Origin of the sequence: Hyalangium versicolor (assembly GCF_020103695.1) — a bacterium.
Taxonomy (GTDB): Bacteria; Myxococcota; Myxococcia; order Myxococcales; family Myxococcaceae; genus Hyalangium; species Hyalangium versicolor.
In genome coordinates this window covers 386,784-403,568 of sequence record NZ_JAHXBF010000001.1, presented here as the reverse complement: position 1 = coordinate 403,568, position 16,785 = coordinate 386,784, and the positions used below count along the sequence as shown (strand labels likewise).

The following is a 16,785-nucleotide window of genomic DNA, read 5'->3' as shown; positions in this document are numbered from 1 at the left end:
TAGGCACGGTAATTCAAATGAAGAACGGGAAGTTTGAGTCACTCAAACGCGTGGCTGACGACATGCATGGCGAATAGCGACTCTTCCCTTTCGAGGAGACCCTGGAATGAAGAGGTTTTGCATTGGAGTCCTCCTCCTCATGTGCACGGGGTGCTCCCATATCCACAGGAAGCCCCAGGTAGCTTCAGAGCAAGAGGCGTCACGGATCCAATTTCCCGAATGGAGCCAGGACGCGACCACGACCCTCACAGGTACGCAACTCAAGGCCCTGCAAATCGCTCTGGACGACTTCCGGCCGATCGGCTCGGAGCCCTCGAAGAGCGCGGATGCCTCGTCACGGTGCCTCCTCGAACTCAAGACCTATGATGCATGGGTGCGCAGCGGCGACGGGGTGACCTTCATCCACTTCACACCAAAAGAGGATGAGCGCTGCGGGCTTCAGCCCACTGTGATGGACGCAGGAGCCAGCTACGCTGTCAGCGACGATGGAGTGATTCTCAAGCGCGAATGAGCAGCCCGAGAGACTGTGTCGGCAGGGTCTTCTGGTACCCCTCCAGCCAACTGTGGGAGCCCTCCCTCTCGCTGCCCCCACGAGCGCCCACCTGTGGTAACTGAAAGCCCTCTTCCCGCGAGGACCGCACCGTGAGCGCTTTCACCTACCAGGACATGCTGCCGCTGGGCGAGGACACCACACCCTACCGGCTTCTCACCAAGGACCATGTCTCCACTTTCGAGGCCGGAGGGAAGACCTTCCTCCAGGTGGCCCCCGAGGCCCTCACCCTGCTCACCCGCGAGGCCATGCGGGACATCGCCCACCTGCTGCGCCCCGGGCACCTCCAGCAGCTCTCCCACATCCTCAAGGATCCCGAAGCCACCTCCAACGATCGCTTCGTGGCCCTGGAGCTCCTGAAGAACGCCAACATCGCCGCGGGCCGCGTGCTGCCCTCCTGCCAGGACACCGGCACCGCCATCGTGATGGGTAAGAAGGGCCAGTACGTCCTCACCGGCTTCAGTGACGAGGAGGCCATCGCCCGCGGCATCCACGACACGTACACCACCAGCAACCTGCGCTACTCGCAGCTGGCGCCGCTCGACATGTACAAGGAGGTCAACACCGGCACCAACCTCCCCGCCCAGATCGAGCTCTACGCCACCGAGGGAGATGCCTACAAGTTCCTCTTCATGGCCAAGGGCGGCGGCTCGGCCAACAAGAGCTACCTCTTCCAGGAAACCAAGGCGCTGCTCAACCCCGACAGCCTGATGAAGTTCCTGGAGCAGAAGATCCGCTCACTGGGAACCGCCGCGTGCCCGCCCTACCACCTGGCCGTCGTCGTCGGCGGCACCTCGGCCGAGTTCGCGCTCAAGGTCGCCAAGTACGCCTCGGCCCGCTACCTGGACACCCTGCCCACCAGCGGCAACAACCTGGGCCGCGGCTTCCGCGACGTGGAGCTGGAGGAGAAGGTCCACCAGCTCACCCGCCGCATGGGCATCGGCGCGCAGTTCGGCGGCAAGTACTTCTGCCATGACGTGCGCGTCATCCGCCTGCCTCGCCACGGCGCCAGCTGCCCGGTGGCCATCGCTGTCTCGTGCTCCGCGGACCGGCAGGCTGTAGGGAAGATCTCCAAGAGCGGCATCTACCTGGAGCAGCTCGAGACCGATCCCGCGAAGTACCTTCCCGAGACCACCGACGCACAGCTCGGCGGCGACGTGGTGAAGATCGATCTCAACCGGCCCATGTCCGATATCCGGGCCGAGCTCAGCCGCTACCCCACCAAGACGCGCCTGTCGCTGTCCGGTCCGGTGATCGTCGCGCGCGACATCGCCCACGCGAAGCTCAAGGAGCGTCTTGACCGCGGCGAGGGCATGCCCCAGTACCTGAAGGACTACGCCGTGTACTACGCGGGGCCGGCGAAGACGCCGCAGGGCTACGCCTCCGGCAGCTTCGGCCCCACCACCGCCGGCCGCATGGACAGCTACGTGGATCTGTTCCAGTCCCAGGGTGGCAGCCTTGTCATGCTCGCCAAGGGCAACCGCTCCAAGGCCGTCACCGACTCGTGCAAGAAGCACGGAGGCTTCTACCTGGGCAGCATCGGCGGCCCGGCCGCACGTCTGGCCCAGGACTGCATCAAGAAGGTCGAGGTGCTCGAGTACCCCGAGCTCGGCATGGAAGCCGTGTGGAAGATCGAGGTCGTCGACTTCCCCGCCTTCATCGTCGTGGACGACAAGGGCAACGACTTCTTCGCCGAGCTCAACGTCTCCGCCAAGGACTGAACATTCAGCGGTGGTACTCCAGCAGGAGTACCTCTTGATCAACCGCAAGCGGGGGCAGAGGCTGATACGGCTCATGGTACTGGAGAGCATGGCCCCCAGGCCGCGTACCCGTCGCACTCACCTCGCGAGCGGGCCTTTCAGCGCTGTCACCGTCATCGTCACCGTCGCCATCGCCGTGCCGCCATTGCCGTCGGACACCGTGTACGTGAACGTCGTGATCCCGAAGAAGTTGGGCGCCGGCGTGAAGCTCACGTTGGACGCCGTGAACGTCACCGTGCCGCCGGCCGGCTGAGTCACCGCCGCCACCGTCAGCGTCTCGCCCGTGTCCGGCGCGGACGAGTCGTTGGCCAGCACGTTCAGCACCGTGGCGCCGCTGTCCTCGAGCACCGTGAAGCTGTCGTCGTTGGCCACGGGCGGGTCGTTCACCGGCGTCACCGTCATCGTCACTGTCGCCGTGTCCGTGCCACCGTTGCCGTCCGTCACCGTGTACGTGAACGTCGTGATCCCGGAGAACTCGGGCGTCGGCGTGAAACTGACGTTGGACGCCGTGAACGCCACCGTGCCGCCAGCCGGCTGAGTCACCGCCACCACCGTCAGCGTCTCGCCTGTGTCCGGCGCCGTCGTGTCGTTGGCCAGCACGTTCAGCACCGTGGCGCCGCTGTCCTCGGCCACCGTGAAGGTGTCATTGACGGCATCGGGCGGGGTGTCCACATCAATCACAATCACCGTCACCGTCGCCGTGTCCGTGCCGCCATTGCCGTCGGACACCGTGTACGTGAACGTCGTGATCCCGAAGAAGTTGGGCGCCGGCGTGAAGCTCACGTTGGACGCCGTGAACGTCACCGTGCCGCCGGCCGGCTGAGTCACCGCCACCACCGTCAGCGTCTCGCCCGTGTCCGGCGCCGTCGTGTCGTTGGCCAGCACGTTCAGCACCGTGGCGCCGCTGCCCTCGGCCATCGTGAAGCTGTCGTTGCTGGCCACGGGCGGGTCGTTCACCGGCGTCACCGTCATCGTCACCGTCGCCGTGTCCGTGCCGCCATTGCCGTCCGTCACCGTGTACGTGAACGTCGTGCTCCCGAAGCGATTGAGCGCTGGCGTGAAACTGACGTTGGACGCCGTGAACGTCACCGTGCCGCCGGCCGGCTGAGTCACCGCCACCACCGTCAGCGTCTCGCCCGTGTCCGGCGCCGTCGTGTCGTTGAACAGCACGTCCAGCACCGTGGCGCCGCTGTCCTCGGCCACCGTGAAGCTGTCGTCGTTGGCCACGGGCGGGTTGCTCTCATCAAACACCAGCACCGTCACTGTCGCCGTGTCCGTACCGCCATTGCCGTCCGTCACCGTGTACGTGAACGTCGTGCTCCCGACGAAAGCGGGCAGCGGCGTGAAACTGACATTGGACGCCGTGAACGTCACCGTGCCATTGGCCGGCTGAGTCACCGCCGCCACCGTCAGCGTCTCGCCCGTGTCCGGCAAGGACGTGTCGTTGGCCAGCACGTTCAGCACCGTGGTGACACCGTCCCCGGGCACCGTGAAGCTGTCGTTGACGGCATCGGGCGGGTCGTTCACCGGCGTCACCGTCATCGTCACCAGCGCCACCGCCGTGCCGCCATTGCCGTCGGACACCGTGTACGTGAACGTCGTGCTCCCGAAGAAGTTGGGCGTCGGCGTGAAGCTCACGTTGGACGCCGTGAACGTCACCGTGCCGCCGACCGGCTGAGTCACCGCCACCACCGTCAGCGTCTCGCCCGTGTCCGGCGCCGTCGTGTCGTTGGCCAGCACGTTCAGCACCGCAGCGCCGCTGTCCTCGGCCACCGTGATGCTGTCGGCGCTGGCTGTCGGAGGATGGTTCGAGCTGCCCACCAGGACCGTCACCATGGCCTGGGCCGTGCCGCCATTGCCGTCGGACACCGTGTACGTGAACGCCGTGGTCCCAAAGAAGCCCGCTGACGGAGTGAATCTCACCACGCCTCCGCTGAGAGTCACCGTGCCGTGGGCCGGCTGAGTCACCGCCGCCACCGTCAGCGTCTCGTCCGTGTCCGGCACGAATGTGTCGTTGGCCAGCACGTCCAGCACCGTGGCGCCACTTTCCGCAGCCACAATGAAGCTGTCGTCGCTGGCCGTGGGCGGGTCGTTCACCGGCGTCACCGTCACCGTCACCAGGGCCGTGTCGCTGCCCCCGTTGCCGTCGGACACCGTGTACGTGAACGTCGTGGTCCCGAAGAAGTTGGGCGCCGGCGTGAAGCTCACACCAGCGGCCGTGAAGGTCACCGCGCCGCCGGCCGGCTGGGTCACCGCCGTCACCGTCAGCGTCTCACCCGTGCCCGGCGCGCTCATATCGTTCACGAGCACATCCAGCGCCGTGGCGCCGCTGTCCTCTGCCACCGTGAAGCTGTCATCGTTGGCCGTGAGCGTGTCGCTACGATAGCGAAGCTGCTCGCCGACATCGTGGGTCGCGCCGCATGCCAGGAGCAGCGAGGCCATCACGTATATCCCCTTGAGCTGGTTCGACATGATCTCTCCGTGACTGGGATGCGCAGTGCATCCTCGCCACGATCAGGACGGCGGGCGTCGAAACCTTACAAACCGTCGGACTCCAGGCGCTCACGCGCCTGCGCCGCGAAACGCCCTTTCACTTGCCCGGAAAAGAGAATCCCACCGTCCCAAGCACCTCGCCCCGAGGCAGGTTCCGCGTCACCGTCTCCTCGGAAGAGGGGATCGTGACAATCCGCACACGAGCTGTGCGGAGGCGGAACCAGAAGAAGCCGAGCACCCCCACAAAGGGGCGCACGGCCCCCATGCGCCAGGACACCGTCGCCCCCGCCCAGGCCGCGGGATCGGCATCGGAGACCGAGGCGTTCTCGGAGAAACCGACCCCTCGCAGCCGGAGCCACGCAACGGCGGCGCCCCCTTCGAGCTCGAGCCTGGGCCCCTCGCGCAACAGGCGCCACCGCCCTCCCACGCCCAGCAGAGGCCTGCTCCACCGGATGCTCCCCTCTCCCAGCAAGAGCTCTCGGGAGGGCTCGACGAGCGCCAGCGCGACCACCCCCCCGCGACCACGCCCGACAGAACCCCGGGCTATGCCTCCAAAGGCCCAGACGTCCGAGAACCCCGCCACCGCGCCCAGCCCTCCGCGGAACTCCAGCGGAGAGGTGTCTGGCGACAGGGACTCGGGGGCACTCTCGCTCGCGCTCGGTGGAGGCTCGACAGGCGGAGCAGCCACCGGTGGCGGAGCCTCCTCAGTCAGTGGCGTCGCCTCAGGCAGTGGGGTGGCCACGGGCGGCAGAGCTGCTCCGGGCATTGGAGGAGTCTCGGGCATTGGAGGAGTCTCGGGCAGCGGAGGATCCTCGGACAGCGGAGGAGCCTCGGGCAGCGGAGGAGTCCGTGGCGGTGAACCGGCTTCGGAAGGCGGAGGCGTTCCCTGGGGGAGCTCCAGCAATCCCTCCCGGAAACGCGCTTCCCACGCTGCGATCACCACCGCAGCCACCTTCGCGAGCTCGCGGCAACTGCCACGGCGGGGCAGCTCCTTGCTTGCGAGGCGCGTCCCTTCCTCGGTCACGAGCTCGAGGACGATCGTCGCGCCCTTGCTCTCCACACGCGCCACGTGCCGCGGCCCCGGAGCGTCGGGGAGCAACCGCGCGAGCCTCTGCGCGACCTGGCTCGGATGGGGACAGGTCGCCGACCCCTCAACCCCCACGGCGGCAACGAGCAGGGGTACCACAGCCACCATGGCAAGGGATCCCATGCGGGTGAACGCTCTTCCTGGGCTACCCGCTGCCAACGAGGTCGAACATCTGCCCCACACCCTTGGCGCGTGCCACCTCGTAGAGCGCCTTGGCCAAGGCCACGTCCTGCACCGCCAACCCCGTCGAGTCGAAGATCGTGATCTCGTCGCCCTTGCGGCCCGCCTTCTTCCCCGCCACCACTTCGCCCAGCGTGCCCGCGATCTGCTCCTTCTGCAGCTTCCCGTCGTGCAGCGGCACGTTCACCTCGCCTGAGTGCAGCGCCTGCTCCTCGTCGTCGATGAAGATCCGCCCGTCCACCAGGATGCGCGGATCCAGTTCCTGCTTGCCCGGTGCATCCGCCCCCATCGCGTTGAAGTGCGAGCCCGCTCGTACCCACTCGCGCTTCACCACCGGCGCGCGCACCGGCGTGGACGTGCACACGATGTCCGCACCCGATGCCTCCTGCATGCTCACCACGCGCCCGCCCTTCTCCTTCTGCAGCGCCTGTGCCGCCGCATCCGATGCATCCGCCAGCAGAAGCTCGAGCCCCTCGAACAGCGCGCGGTGCGCGTCGATCAGCACGCGCGCCTGCACGCCACACCCCACCAACCCCAGCGTGCGCGGCTTCGAGCGCGCCAGGTACTTCGACGCGACGCCTCCCGCCGCTCCCGTGCGCCACGCCGTCAGCAGCGTCCCGTCCATGATGGCCAGCGGCGAGGCCGTCTCCGGATCGCTCAGCACGTACACCGCTCGCACCGTCGGCAGCTGGTGCTTCTCCGGGTTGCGCGGGTGCGCGTTCACCCACTTCACTCCCGCCGCGCCGTCCAGGAACGCCGGCATCGCGCGGAAGTCGCCGTCGTACTTCGGCAACGAGAGGTACACCTTCGCGGGCATGAGGGCTTCGCCCGAGCCGTGCGCGCGGAAGGCGCGCTCCACGGCCGTCAGGCCCAGGTCCACTGAATAGATGCTTCGGAGGTCATTCGCGCTGAGGAGGAGAGTCGGCATGCGCGCCTTATAGCGGGGCAAAACCCCGCAGCAAGCGGTGTGGACAGCTCAGCGCTTTTATCCGGCTTCCCCACTTGTTCCGAATGAACAGAAGGAAGTAGGAGTCCCGCTTTCACGGGTTGTATTGCCCGTCCCCTCGCCAGTCCGAGCACCCCACCGCTCGAAGTCGCAGCGCCCTGGAGCCCCCATGAGCCACCGCCTCGCCTCCGTCGCCGCCCTCGCTGTCTCACTCCTGGCCCTCGTCCGCTGCGCGCCACCGGACTCCGCCGCCGAGCCGGACCTCTCCCCCGGCACGAGCACCCAGGCCCTCAGCCCCGGCGGAGGCCTGCGCTTCATGACGTACAACATCAAGCACGGAGAGCTCAGCAGCCTCGAGGCCATCGCCAGCGTCATCAACGGCCAGGCGCCAGACCTCGTCGCGCTGCAAGAGGTGGATGTCCTCACCAACCGCTCGGGCAACGTGGATCAAGCCACTCGCCTGGGCCAGCTCACCGGCCTGTACTCCGCCTTCGTGCCCTCGCTGCTCAGCTATGACTCGGGCCAGTACGGACTCACGCTCCTGTCCCGCTACCCCATCCTCACCTCGCAGCGCATCGCGCTCCGATCCGCCGCCGAGCAGCGCATCCTCGCTCTTTTCGAGGTGCAACTGGATGCCCAGCACGTCATCCCCGTGGGCGTCACCCACTTCGGCACCACCAGCGCCTCCGAGCGCCTCAACCAGGCCGATGACATCAAGGCCGCCCTCACCGGCAAGCCCTGGGCGCTGCTCGCGGGCGATCTCAACGCCTCGCCCTCTGAGTCCGGCATCACCAGCCTGCTCCAGCAGTTCACCGATGCGTGGACCCGCGGCGGCTCGGGCAGCGGCTACACCATTGACGCCCTCTTCCCCACCAAGCGCATCGACTACGTGATGCTCGGCTCCGCCTGGAGCTCTCCGCTCACCGCCAGCGTCGTCAGCGCCTCGTCCCAGTCCGATCACCGCCCCGTGGTGGCCACCCTCATCCTCCCGTGGAGCCAGACGCTGCTGGGCGATCGCGTCCCGGGCACCGCCGTCCAGGCGGACACCAAGGCCGTCGAGGTGGGCGTGCGCTTCCGCAGCAACGTCCCCGGCACCATCGAGGCGCTCCGCTTCTACCGCGGCACGGCCAACTCCAGCGGCTACGTGGCCCACCTGTGGAGCAGCACCGGCACGCTGCTGGCCCAGGTCTCCGTCCGCGACGGCCGCATCCCCGGCTGGCAGGAGGGCACGCTCTCCACTCCCGTCGCCATCGCCGCCGGGCAGACCTACGTCGTCTCCTACTACACCTCCAACGGCCAGTTCGCTCGGGACGTCAACGGGCTCACCAACGCCATTGTCAGCGGCAACCTCACCGCGCCGGGCAGCGCCAGTGTGGGCGGCAACGGCGTCTACGTCTACGCCACCGGTGGGGGCTTCCCAACCAGCTCCTACAAGGATGCCAACTACTGGGTGGACGTCCGCTTCAAGCCCACTCCGTGAACAGTGGTACCTTGAGGCCATGGCGCCGTCAGACCGATACCGCGACATTCCACTGACCCTCAGCCAGGAAGGAAAGGAATCCCCCGAGGCCGGGGACTCCCAGGGAGGCAACGTCCATGAGACGCTCCCCTACGAGCACGCGCGCCGCCCTGACGGACTGCCCACCGTTCGCCGCTTCCGCCTCACCGTGGTGGAGGGCCCAGGCCTCGGCACCGTCTGGGAATCCGCCTCCACCACGTGCTCCATCGGCTCGCACCCGCTCAATGACTTCCCGTTGGATGACTCAACCGTGTCGCGCTTCCACTGCGAGCTGCGCCTCAGCCCGCGCGGCCCGCTGGTGAAGGATCTGGAGAGCACCAACGGCGTCATCATCGATGGGGTGCAGGTGGTGGAGGGTTTCCTGCGCGGAGGCAGCCTGCTGCGGCTGGGCCGGGCCGTGCTGCGCTTTGACTTCAGTGCGGAGAACAACCGGCTCCAGCTCTCCGAGCACACCCGCTTTGGCTCCCTGGTGGGCAACTCGGTGGCCATGCGCCAGTGCTTCGCGTTGCTCGAGCGCGCCGCCTCCCGCGACGTGACGGTGCTGCTCGAGGGAGAAACGGGCACGGGAAAGAGCCAGGCGGCCCAGGCCATCCACGAGGCCAGCTCCCGGCGCGACAAGCCCTTCATCGTGGTGGACTGCGGCGCCATCCCCTCCAACCTGCTGGAGAGCGAGCTGTTCGGCCATGAGAAGGGTGCCTTCACCGGCGCCATGCTCCGCCGCGCTGGCGCCTTCGAGGAGGCTCACGGTGGCACTGTCTTCCTCGATGAGATTGGCGAGTTGCCCGCCGAACTCCAGCCCAAGCTGCTGCGCGTGTTGGAGAACCGGGAGATCCGCCGCGTGGGCAGCAACACCTACCAGTCCGTGGACATCCGCCTCATCGCCGCCACCCACCGCGAGCTGCGCACTGAAGTGAACGCGGGCCGCTTCCGCTCGGACCTCTTCTTCCGGCTGGCGGTGCTGCGCATCCCCATGCCCTCGCTCCGCCAGCGCCCCGAGGATCTACCGATCCTCGTCGAGAGGATCCTCGACTCGATGGGCGAGGCGGTCGAGGACACCGGCGCGCTGCGCACCCCGGAGTTCATCTCGCGGGTGCAGCACGCGGCGTGGCCGGGCAACGTGCGAGAGCTGCGCAACTATCTGGAGCGGTGCCTCGTCTTCGAGGACGCGGTGGCGCTGTCCGAAGAGGAATCCCACGCCAGCGGCTCGGTGGAGGTCGACCCCTCCCAGCCCTATGCGGAGCAGCGCCGCCGCATCACGGACGACTTCGAGCGGCGATACCTGCGCGCTCTGCTCGAGAAGCACCAGGGCAAGGTGGCCCAGGCCGCTACCACCGCCGGAGTGGACCGCGTCCACCTGTACCGGCTGCTGCGCCGCCACGGCATCAAGCCGTGAACCTCAGCGACGGCCGGTGACTTGGACCAGGCCCGTCCCTCCTGCCGGCACGGGCTCGAAGTGGAACTGCGACTCCAGTCCCTGAAGCGCGGCGCCGGTAGCGGCCAGCCCATGGCCCGAGTGTAACGCCCACCCCGGTAGCCACAACAGCCCGCTGCCCTCGGCGGGAGTGGTCCCCGCCAACTCTCGCGACGGCGGTGCCTCGTCCACATGCACCGTCAGGCTCAGCCTCACCCGGCGCGACGGAGAGAGCGCTCCCGCGTACTCCAGCAGATCCAGCGCCGCCGCCAGCACCCGGGCCCGTGAGGCCTGTGCCTCGGTCACGCCCTCGGGCAGTGGCGCCGCCGCGAGCAGACACCCTGCCCCGTCCACCTTTACCTCCAGCCCCGCCACCCGCGCCACCGCGCCCGCGCGCTCCAGCACCACATCCAACTGATCCAGGGCCGTGGCGTCCGGCTCGCCTTCCACGTGCGCTTCCACGTACAGCGCCACCGCCCGCGCCCTGCGCGCCAGCCCCTGTTCTCCCCGCACCGCGCGCCGCAGGTCCTCCAGCACCTCGTCCACGTCCGCGTAGCGATCCTCGCGCCGCTTCTGCAGACAGCGGATCACCACGGCATCCAGCGCGGCGAGCACTGGAGCGCGCTCGCTGACTCGCGGAGGAGGCGTATGCAGGTGCTGCTCCTCCACCTCGTGCGAGGTGCTCCCCTGGAAGGGCGGCTGCCCGGTGAGGAGCTGGAAGAGGAGCACGCCCAGCGCATACAGGTCCGTGCGCGGATCCGGAATCTCTCCTCGGATCTGCTCCGGCGCCATGGACAGCGGCGTGCCCAACACCGCGCCGGTCTGCGTCAGCGTGGAGGCCCCCGGCGCACCCTCGGTCAAGCCCTTGGCCACCCCGAAGTCCACCAACTTCACGCGGGCCTCCGCTCCGCCCTGCAGCCGCATCACGTTCTGCACCTTCAGATCGCGGTGCACCACTCCCGCCTCATGCGCGGCCCGCAGCGCGGCGCCCACCTGCTCCAGCACCTCCAGCGCCTCGGAAGCCGACAGCGGCCCTCGCGAGGCCAGCTCGGCCGCCAGATCCCGGCCCTCCAGCCACTCCATGGCGATGAAGGGCCGTCCGTCCGCCAACTCCCCGTACCCGAGCACGTCAACGATGTGCGGATGGCGCAACCGCTGGAGCGTCTCCGCCTCCCGGCGGAAACGGCGCAGCGCGGTGTGGGCCTCGGTGAACTGCGAGCGCATCACCTTCAACGCCGTGGGAGCCCCGGTGCGCGCGTCCCTCGCGCGGTACAGCATGGAGACCGGCCCCCGGTAGTGGAGCTGCTCCACCACCCAGCCGCCCACCAGCGCGCCCGGGGCCAGTTCCTCTCCGTAGAGCGATTCCTCTCCACCGGGCGGCATGGGTTCCTTGTACCGCTGCTACCTCCTCTTGCACAGGTCCGGCTTGCCGTTGCTGCTGACCACGTCACACGCCCCGTGGAGGAAGACGGTGACCGGCTCCTTCCACTGCACGCCCGAGGGATCCCGGCATTTCTCGTAGTCACCATCCCCATCCACTCGCGGGCCGTCGTCCGTCGCGCACATGGAGTTGGGGAAGATGGGGTGGGCGGAGTCCAGGCACGCTCCGGCGACCCTGGCGGCGCAGTTGGCTCCCGAGCCCGGCAGCGCGCACACCCGGTAGGTGGCGAGGGCCAGGCCGTTCGTCCACCCCGAGTCGTAGCAGGAGAACATCTTGCGATAGACCGAGCCCTGCACCACCGCATCTCGGATGTACACCTGATCCTTCTCCACGTAGACCTCGGTCCCCAGCGACTTCGGATCGAAGATCGTCCCGTAGTAGGCCCCTTCACGCACCGCGAAGGTCTGAGCCTCGGACAGCCGATAGTTGGCCGGAGCGGCCACCTGCACCGTGCCCGAAGCCGCGAGGCTGCTCTCGTAGGAGGCCTTCATCACGCTGAAGTACCCCGACGCGGGGCAGGCGAACGCCACCGCGGGAGCCGTGGTGCTGCAGCTGCCCTCGCTCTGCCCCAGCATCCGCGCCCCGCTGCCGTCGCAACCGGAGGTGCCCTCGCACACCCGGAGCACCAGCCGACCCAGGCTCGTGGAGCCCAGCACGGGGCCCGTGCACTCATCGGGCGCGGGGCCTCCCGCTCCCAACCGCACCGCGCTGCCCGGCGTGCAGCTCCCGATGGCATCCACCGTCCAGCCGCAGTCTCGCGTGACGCCCGGGGTACTCGCCACGCAGGCGCTGAAGCTCGCCACCTGCGTCGAGCAGTATGGCTCATACCTGGAGGGGCTCGTAACGGGCTCCAGTGCATAGGCCGTCGGATCCGTGGGGTGCTCGCCGCGCACGGACAGCTCCACCCGCCGGCCAAAGGCGTTGTTGCGCGCCAGGAGGCAGGCCGACACCCGCTCCAGGCACCCCTGCGTGGGCGCCGTCATGAGCCACGCGGGGCACAAGCCCATGGACCCGTACCAGACCTCCTGCATGTTGGTCAGCGGGTTGGTCCACTTCAGCCCCTGCCCCTCCTCCAGCGCGCAGCTCACCAGGTAGCTCATCAACTGTTGCGCGTTGGGATCCCGGAGCTGGGTGTTGATGTAGGGATGACCCGGCGGAAAGAAGAGCTCGTTCAACGAGTTCATGCCCATCAGCTCGTTGGCCGTGCGGTTCGTCGTCAGGGCGTTGAATACCAGCGCCTGCGTCGTCAGCGAGTTCGGAATCCGGATCGCATCCTCGCGCGTCGTCACCACCGGCTCGCCCTCGTCTCCGGCCTCGCCAGGCAGCGCCTGTCCACACCCCACCAGGACCAGCACCACCGACACCCCGAGCCCGCGAATGCACTGCCCCCAGGAACGAGCACGCGCCGCCATGAGTACTTCCTCCGTATCAAGCTCAGTCATCACTGCAAGCCCTGGAAAGCACGTAGCGCGCCAACTCGTGAGGGAGGGTGATTCCAGACGGAGGCGCGAGGTGAGCGTACGGAGGCTGTAGCGCGGCGGGTTACGCGCACGGACACACGTGTAACTCTCCGCGCTACACCCGCTCGCTCAGCGCCTGGCGCAGGGGGTGTAAGCGCGCGCGCCACAAGGGAGCTCCTTCCACGGCGCGCTCCGCTCGCGCGAGCCACTCTCGTGCCTCCCCCAGGCGCCCGGACCGCAAAGCGCCACGCGTCACCTGGAGCAGGATCTCTGCCATCTCATCGGCCGAGGCGTAGGACTCGGCCTCGGCCACCAGGGTCCGCCAGGCTTCCCCCTGGGAGGTGCCCGTAGAGGCCTCCTGGACCGCCAGCTCCACCAGCCGGCGCATGATGGCGGTGGGCGGCAGGGACTCGGGGGAACAGCGTTCCTGGATCCACCGGAGCTGGTGCACCGCCTCGGCCGTGTCTCCCAGGGCCATGGCGATCCGGGCGATCAACAGCGCGTCCACGGGCACGGGGTGCTCCTGGAAGAAGCGCATCCCCAGCTCGTGCGCGCGACGGGCCAACGGCAGGGCCTCTTCCAGCCGGCCCTGCATGTAGAGCACCTCGGCGAGGTTGAAGGTGGACCAGCGCTCCACCTGGGCATGACCGAGTTCGCGCCCCAGCGCCATGGCGCGGCGTAGATCCGCCTCCATGCGCGCCACGTCTCCCTGCTTGAGCCACAAGAGCACCCGCGCGGTGCACGTGGCCGCCAGGTGCAGGGCGTCCCCCGCCTCCTCGCAGCGGGCGAAGGCCTCCTCGAAACACGCGGCCGCCTCCTCCGTGCGATCCAGGAAGGTCAGCGCCGAGCCCCTCATCGCCAGGGCAACCACGTGAGTCTCATGGTCGCGCGCCATCTCCGCTCCCTCCGCCGCGGAGCGCAGGACACGGGCCGCGGGCTCCCACTCTCCCAAGCGCACGTGCAGCCGTCCTCGAGCCAGGGTGCAGCGCAGCGACAGGCGAGGCTCATCCAGCCGCTCGATGCGATCCATCGCCTCGCGGGTGCAGGCCGCGGAGCCCTCCACATCCTCCATCCAGTCGCGCGCGGTGGCCTCCTCCAGCAGCAGGTCGACGACGCGCGCCTCATCCTTCAAGGCCTCGGCCAGGGCGCGCGCGGCGGACAGATCGGCCAGGCCCTCGCGAAAGAGCTGGAGCCGGTGGCGCACGCGGCCTCGTCCCGCCAGCGCCTGGACACGCAGGGCCTTCTGAGACTCGGGGAGCAGCGCAAGGGCTCGCGTGTAGAACTGCTCGGCCTCCACCAGCGAGTGCGCACTCCGATCCTCCTCCGCCAGTTCGAGGAAGGCCTTGGCGGCGTCCAGATGGGCACCACAGTGGGCAGCGTGGTGCGCGCGACGGCGCCGAGCTGAGGGCCCCTCACCCTGGAGGGAGCGCAGGGCAGCGGCATGCAGGGCACGGCGGGTGGACGGGGGCAGCGCCGCCTCCAGGGCCTGGCGCAGCAGGGGGTGCCGGAAAGTGTAGCGTCCCGCACCCGTCGAGCGCAGCAACCCCGCGCGAGCCAGGCGCGCCAGCCCCGTCCCCGCATCCCACGAGGCCACGCGCTCCACCTCCTCGCGGGCCTCCAGGTGCCGCAGCGCCGCGTCCACCCGAGTCACCTCCACTTCGTTGCCCAACACCGCGCACAGCCTCGCCAGGGTCTGGTGGACCTCGGGGAGCTCGGCGAGCGCGCGCGTGGCCAGGCGCTCGAAGAGCGGCGTCACCGACACATCCAGCAGCGCATCCGGGGCGAGGTACCACCCGCCTCCGGGAGAGGCCCGCACCGCCCCCGCGGCCCGCAACGCACCGGTCAGCTCCACGAGCGACAGCGGCACTCCCTGCGCGAGCTGCTCCAGGCGCGCAAGGACGGGCTCGGGGATGAGCTCGACCGGGTGGAGCAAGGACGTCAATAGCGCGCGGCTCGCCTCGGGAGACAGGGGTGGCAGCGAGTGGCGGGACACCCGGGCACTGCGCTCGCCGAAGTGGGGGCGTAGACCCAGCACCGAGGGACGCCCCGCCACGCAGATCCACAACGGAGCCTGGGTACCCCCCAGGGTGGCCATCTCCAGCATGTCCAGACTGGTGGGATCGGCCAGGTGCGCGTCGTCCACGAGCAGCACCCGGGGCACCTCTCGCGCTCGCTGGCGCAGACTCTCGGCCAGGGCGCGCGCGGAGGCGTGACGCTGGGCTCCCGAAGAAGCCCGCCCAGGAGTGAGCGGCGCTTCACTCCCGGCGGCTACACTCCCCAACGCCTGAAGCAGCATGTCCGGCGAGGTGCTGTCTGGTGGCAACGCCCGGAGGCTTAGCACCTGGGTCCGCCCCTCCGCGCCCAACCGAACGGCGAGAGCCTCCAGCAGACGCGTCTTCCCGTGACCGACGTCGCCCGTCAGCACACAGAGCCCGGGCACCCCCTCGGTGAGACAACGTGTTGCCTCCTCGTGCAGTTCCGCGAGCAGTTCCTCCCGTCCCACCAGCGGTGGAGACTCCGAAGAGGAAGAGAACGAAGTTCCACTATCGAAGACCCGGAGGAACACGCCTCCCGAGCCTGGCCGCGTGGCCCGGGCATCGAGGCGCGCCGCAGCCTCGGAGGTGACGCACACCTGGCCCGCGATGAGCTCCACGGGCCACCATCGCTCGGGGGCTTCCAGGGCGCTGCCGGCCACCCGCGTGGTCGCCGCTCCCGGTCTCACGTGCAGTTCGGCCAGGTGGAGGATCGCGGCGGCCTCTCCGCCCTCGACGAGTTTCCGTGCCACGAGCGAGGCTGCTCTCAAGCTGGCCTCGGCGGAGAGGGACTCGGGAAAGGCGAGGAGGTAGCCGCTCGCCCACGCTCGCGCCAACGTGCCTCCGTGAGGATCCACCGCGGCGAGCAGCGCATCCACGGGCGCGTTCGTCCGGACGCCCAGGAGCGCCACCGGCCAAAGGCCCACCCCCGAGTTCACGGGCGCCGCGGGGCTGGGAGCCACCTCCGGAACGAGCGGCCCTGTGACATGACAGGCTGCCTCGAAGGCCGCGAGTACCTCACCAGCGTGGGCGAAGCGGCCCGCCGGGGCCTTGTCCAGGCACCGCCGCAGGACCTCGTCCAATGCGGGCGGCACCTGGGCGCGTTCGGAGACGCGAGGAGGGCGAAGGCTGACATGCCCGTGACGAACCTCATCCGCGGTTCCGGTGAAGGGCGGAGCCCCCGTCAGCAGCTCGAAGAGAAGGATGCCGAGCGCATAGATGTCCGCGGCCGTCCCCGCTTCCCGGGCATCCAGGCACTGCTCGGGCGCCATGTACACGGGAGTGCCGAGCCGCTGGCCCTCGCGGGTGATCTCGTTGGACGCCTCGGCCTCCGCGCCTCCAGAGGTATCGAGGAAGCGCGCCAATCCGAAGTCGAGCAGGCTGAGCGCCCCACCCTCGCGCAGGAAGATGTTCTCGGGCTTGAGATCCCGGTGCGCCACACCGGCGGCATGCACGCGCTCGATCGCCGAGCACAGCCCCGCGAGCAGCTCGCGCACCCGAGGCACCGACGCGGCCCCATTCCCCGGGAGCGTGGCCATCCACGCGGCAAGCGTCTGCCCATGCAGCTCCTCCATCACGAGGAAGGGACGCCCGCTCACGGTGCCATGCTGGAACAGCTCGGGCACGGTGGGAGGACCGATGCGGCGCAGCGCGGCGGCCTCGCGGGCGAACCGCTCGAGGTGGGAGCCGAACCCAACCTTGAGGGCCACCTCGCGCCCCTCCACCTCCTGCGAGGCGGTGAAGACATGCGAGAAGCCACCGCTGCCCAGCACCGTGGCGACGCGCAGGCCAGGCACGCTCGGGAGCGCCAAGGGCTCGGGAGGCGGGGCTGGCGGGGGGCGCTCACCATGCACGGGGCACGCCGCGCCTGGGGCGAGACGGCGGTAGCAGGCCGGACAACGCATG

General features: G+C 69.0%; 9 protein-coding genes. 3 read left to right on the top strand and 6 right to left on the bottom strand.

Annotation, left to right across the window (positions count from 1 at the left end):
• The first annotated feature begins 666 nt into the window (after positions 1-666).
• Positions 667-2,271: a fumarate hydratase gene (locus KY501_RS01390; RefSeq protein WP_224361057.1), complete on the top strand. Its 1,605-nt coding sequence runs from the start codon at positions 667-669 to the stop codon at positions 2,269-2,271.
• A 117-nt stretch (positions 2,272-2,388) separates the two neighbouring features.
• Here the strand turns inward: KY501_RS01390 and KY501_RS01385 are convergent, their stop codons facing one another.
• The 3 genes from KY501_RS01385 to KY501_RS01375 form a co-directional block, all read right to left on the bottom strand.
• Positions 2,389-4,782 carry an Ig-like domain-containing protein gene (locus tag KY501_RS01385; protein WP_224360512.1) on the bottom strand — a complete coding sequence of 798 codons (2,394 nt, stop codon included), beginning with the start codon at positions 4,780-4,782 and terminating at the stop codon, positions 2,389-2,391.
• Positions 4,783-4,900: 118 nt separating this feature from the next.
• On the bottom strand, positions 4,901-6,013 hold the full coding sequence (locus KY501_RS01380; RefSeq protein ID WP_224360511.1) for a hypothetical protein: 1,113 nt from the start codon (positions 6,011-6,013) through the stop codon (positions 4,901-4,903).
• 22 nt (positions 6,014-6,035) lie between these two features.
• Entirely contained in the window at positions 6,036-6,998 is a 963-nt protein-coding gene (locus KY501_RS01375; protein ID WP_224360510.1) for a Rossmann-fold NAD(P)-binding domain-containing protein, read from the bottom strand.
• A 187-nt stretch (positions 6,999-7,185) separates the two neighbouring features.
• Here KY501_RS01375 and KY501_RS01370 point away from each other — a divergent pair, with 187 nt between their 5' ends.
• Positions 7,186-8,496, top strand: a complete 1,311-nt coding sequence (locus KY501_RS01370) for a DUF4082 domain-containing protein (protein ID WP_224360509.1) — start codon at positions 7,186-7,188, stop codon at positions 8,494-8,496.
• Between the two features lie 19 nt (positions 8,497-8,515).
• Entirely contained in the window at positions 8,516-9,928 is a 1,413-nt protein-coding gene (locus KY501_RS01365) for a sigma 54-interacting transcriptional regulator (RefSeq protein WP_224360508.1), read from the top strand.
• Positions 9,929-9,931: 3 nt separating this feature from the next.
• Here the strand turns inward: KY501_RS01365 and KY501_RS01360 are convergent, their stop codons facing one another.
• The 3 genes from KY501_RS01360 to KY501_RS01350 all read right to left on the bottom strand — a co-directional run bounded on the left by KY501_RS01360 (position 9,932) and on the right by KY501_RS01350 (position 16,784).
• Positions 9,932-11,329, bottom strand: a complete 1,398-nt coding sequence (locus tag KY501_RS01360) for a serine/threonine-protein kinase (RefSeq protein WP_224360507.1) — start codon at positions 11,327-11,329, stop codon at positions 9,932-9,934.
• An 18-nt stretch (positions 11,330-11,347) separates the two neighbouring features.
• A complete protein-coding gene (locus KY501_RS01355; protein ID WP_224360506.1) occupies positions 11,348-12,799 on the bottom strand; it encodes a hypothetical protein in 1,452 nt (483 codons plus the stop codon).
• Positions 12,800-12,962: 163 nt separating this feature from the next.
• The gene (locus KY501_RS01350) at positions 12,963-16,784 is read right to left on the bottom strand and encodes a serine/threonine-protein kinase (protein WP_224360505.1); all 3,822 of its coding nucleotides are present in this window, start codon (positions 16,782-16,784) and stop codon (positions 12,963-12,965) included.
• Between the last annotated feature and the right edge of the window lies 1 nt (position 16,785).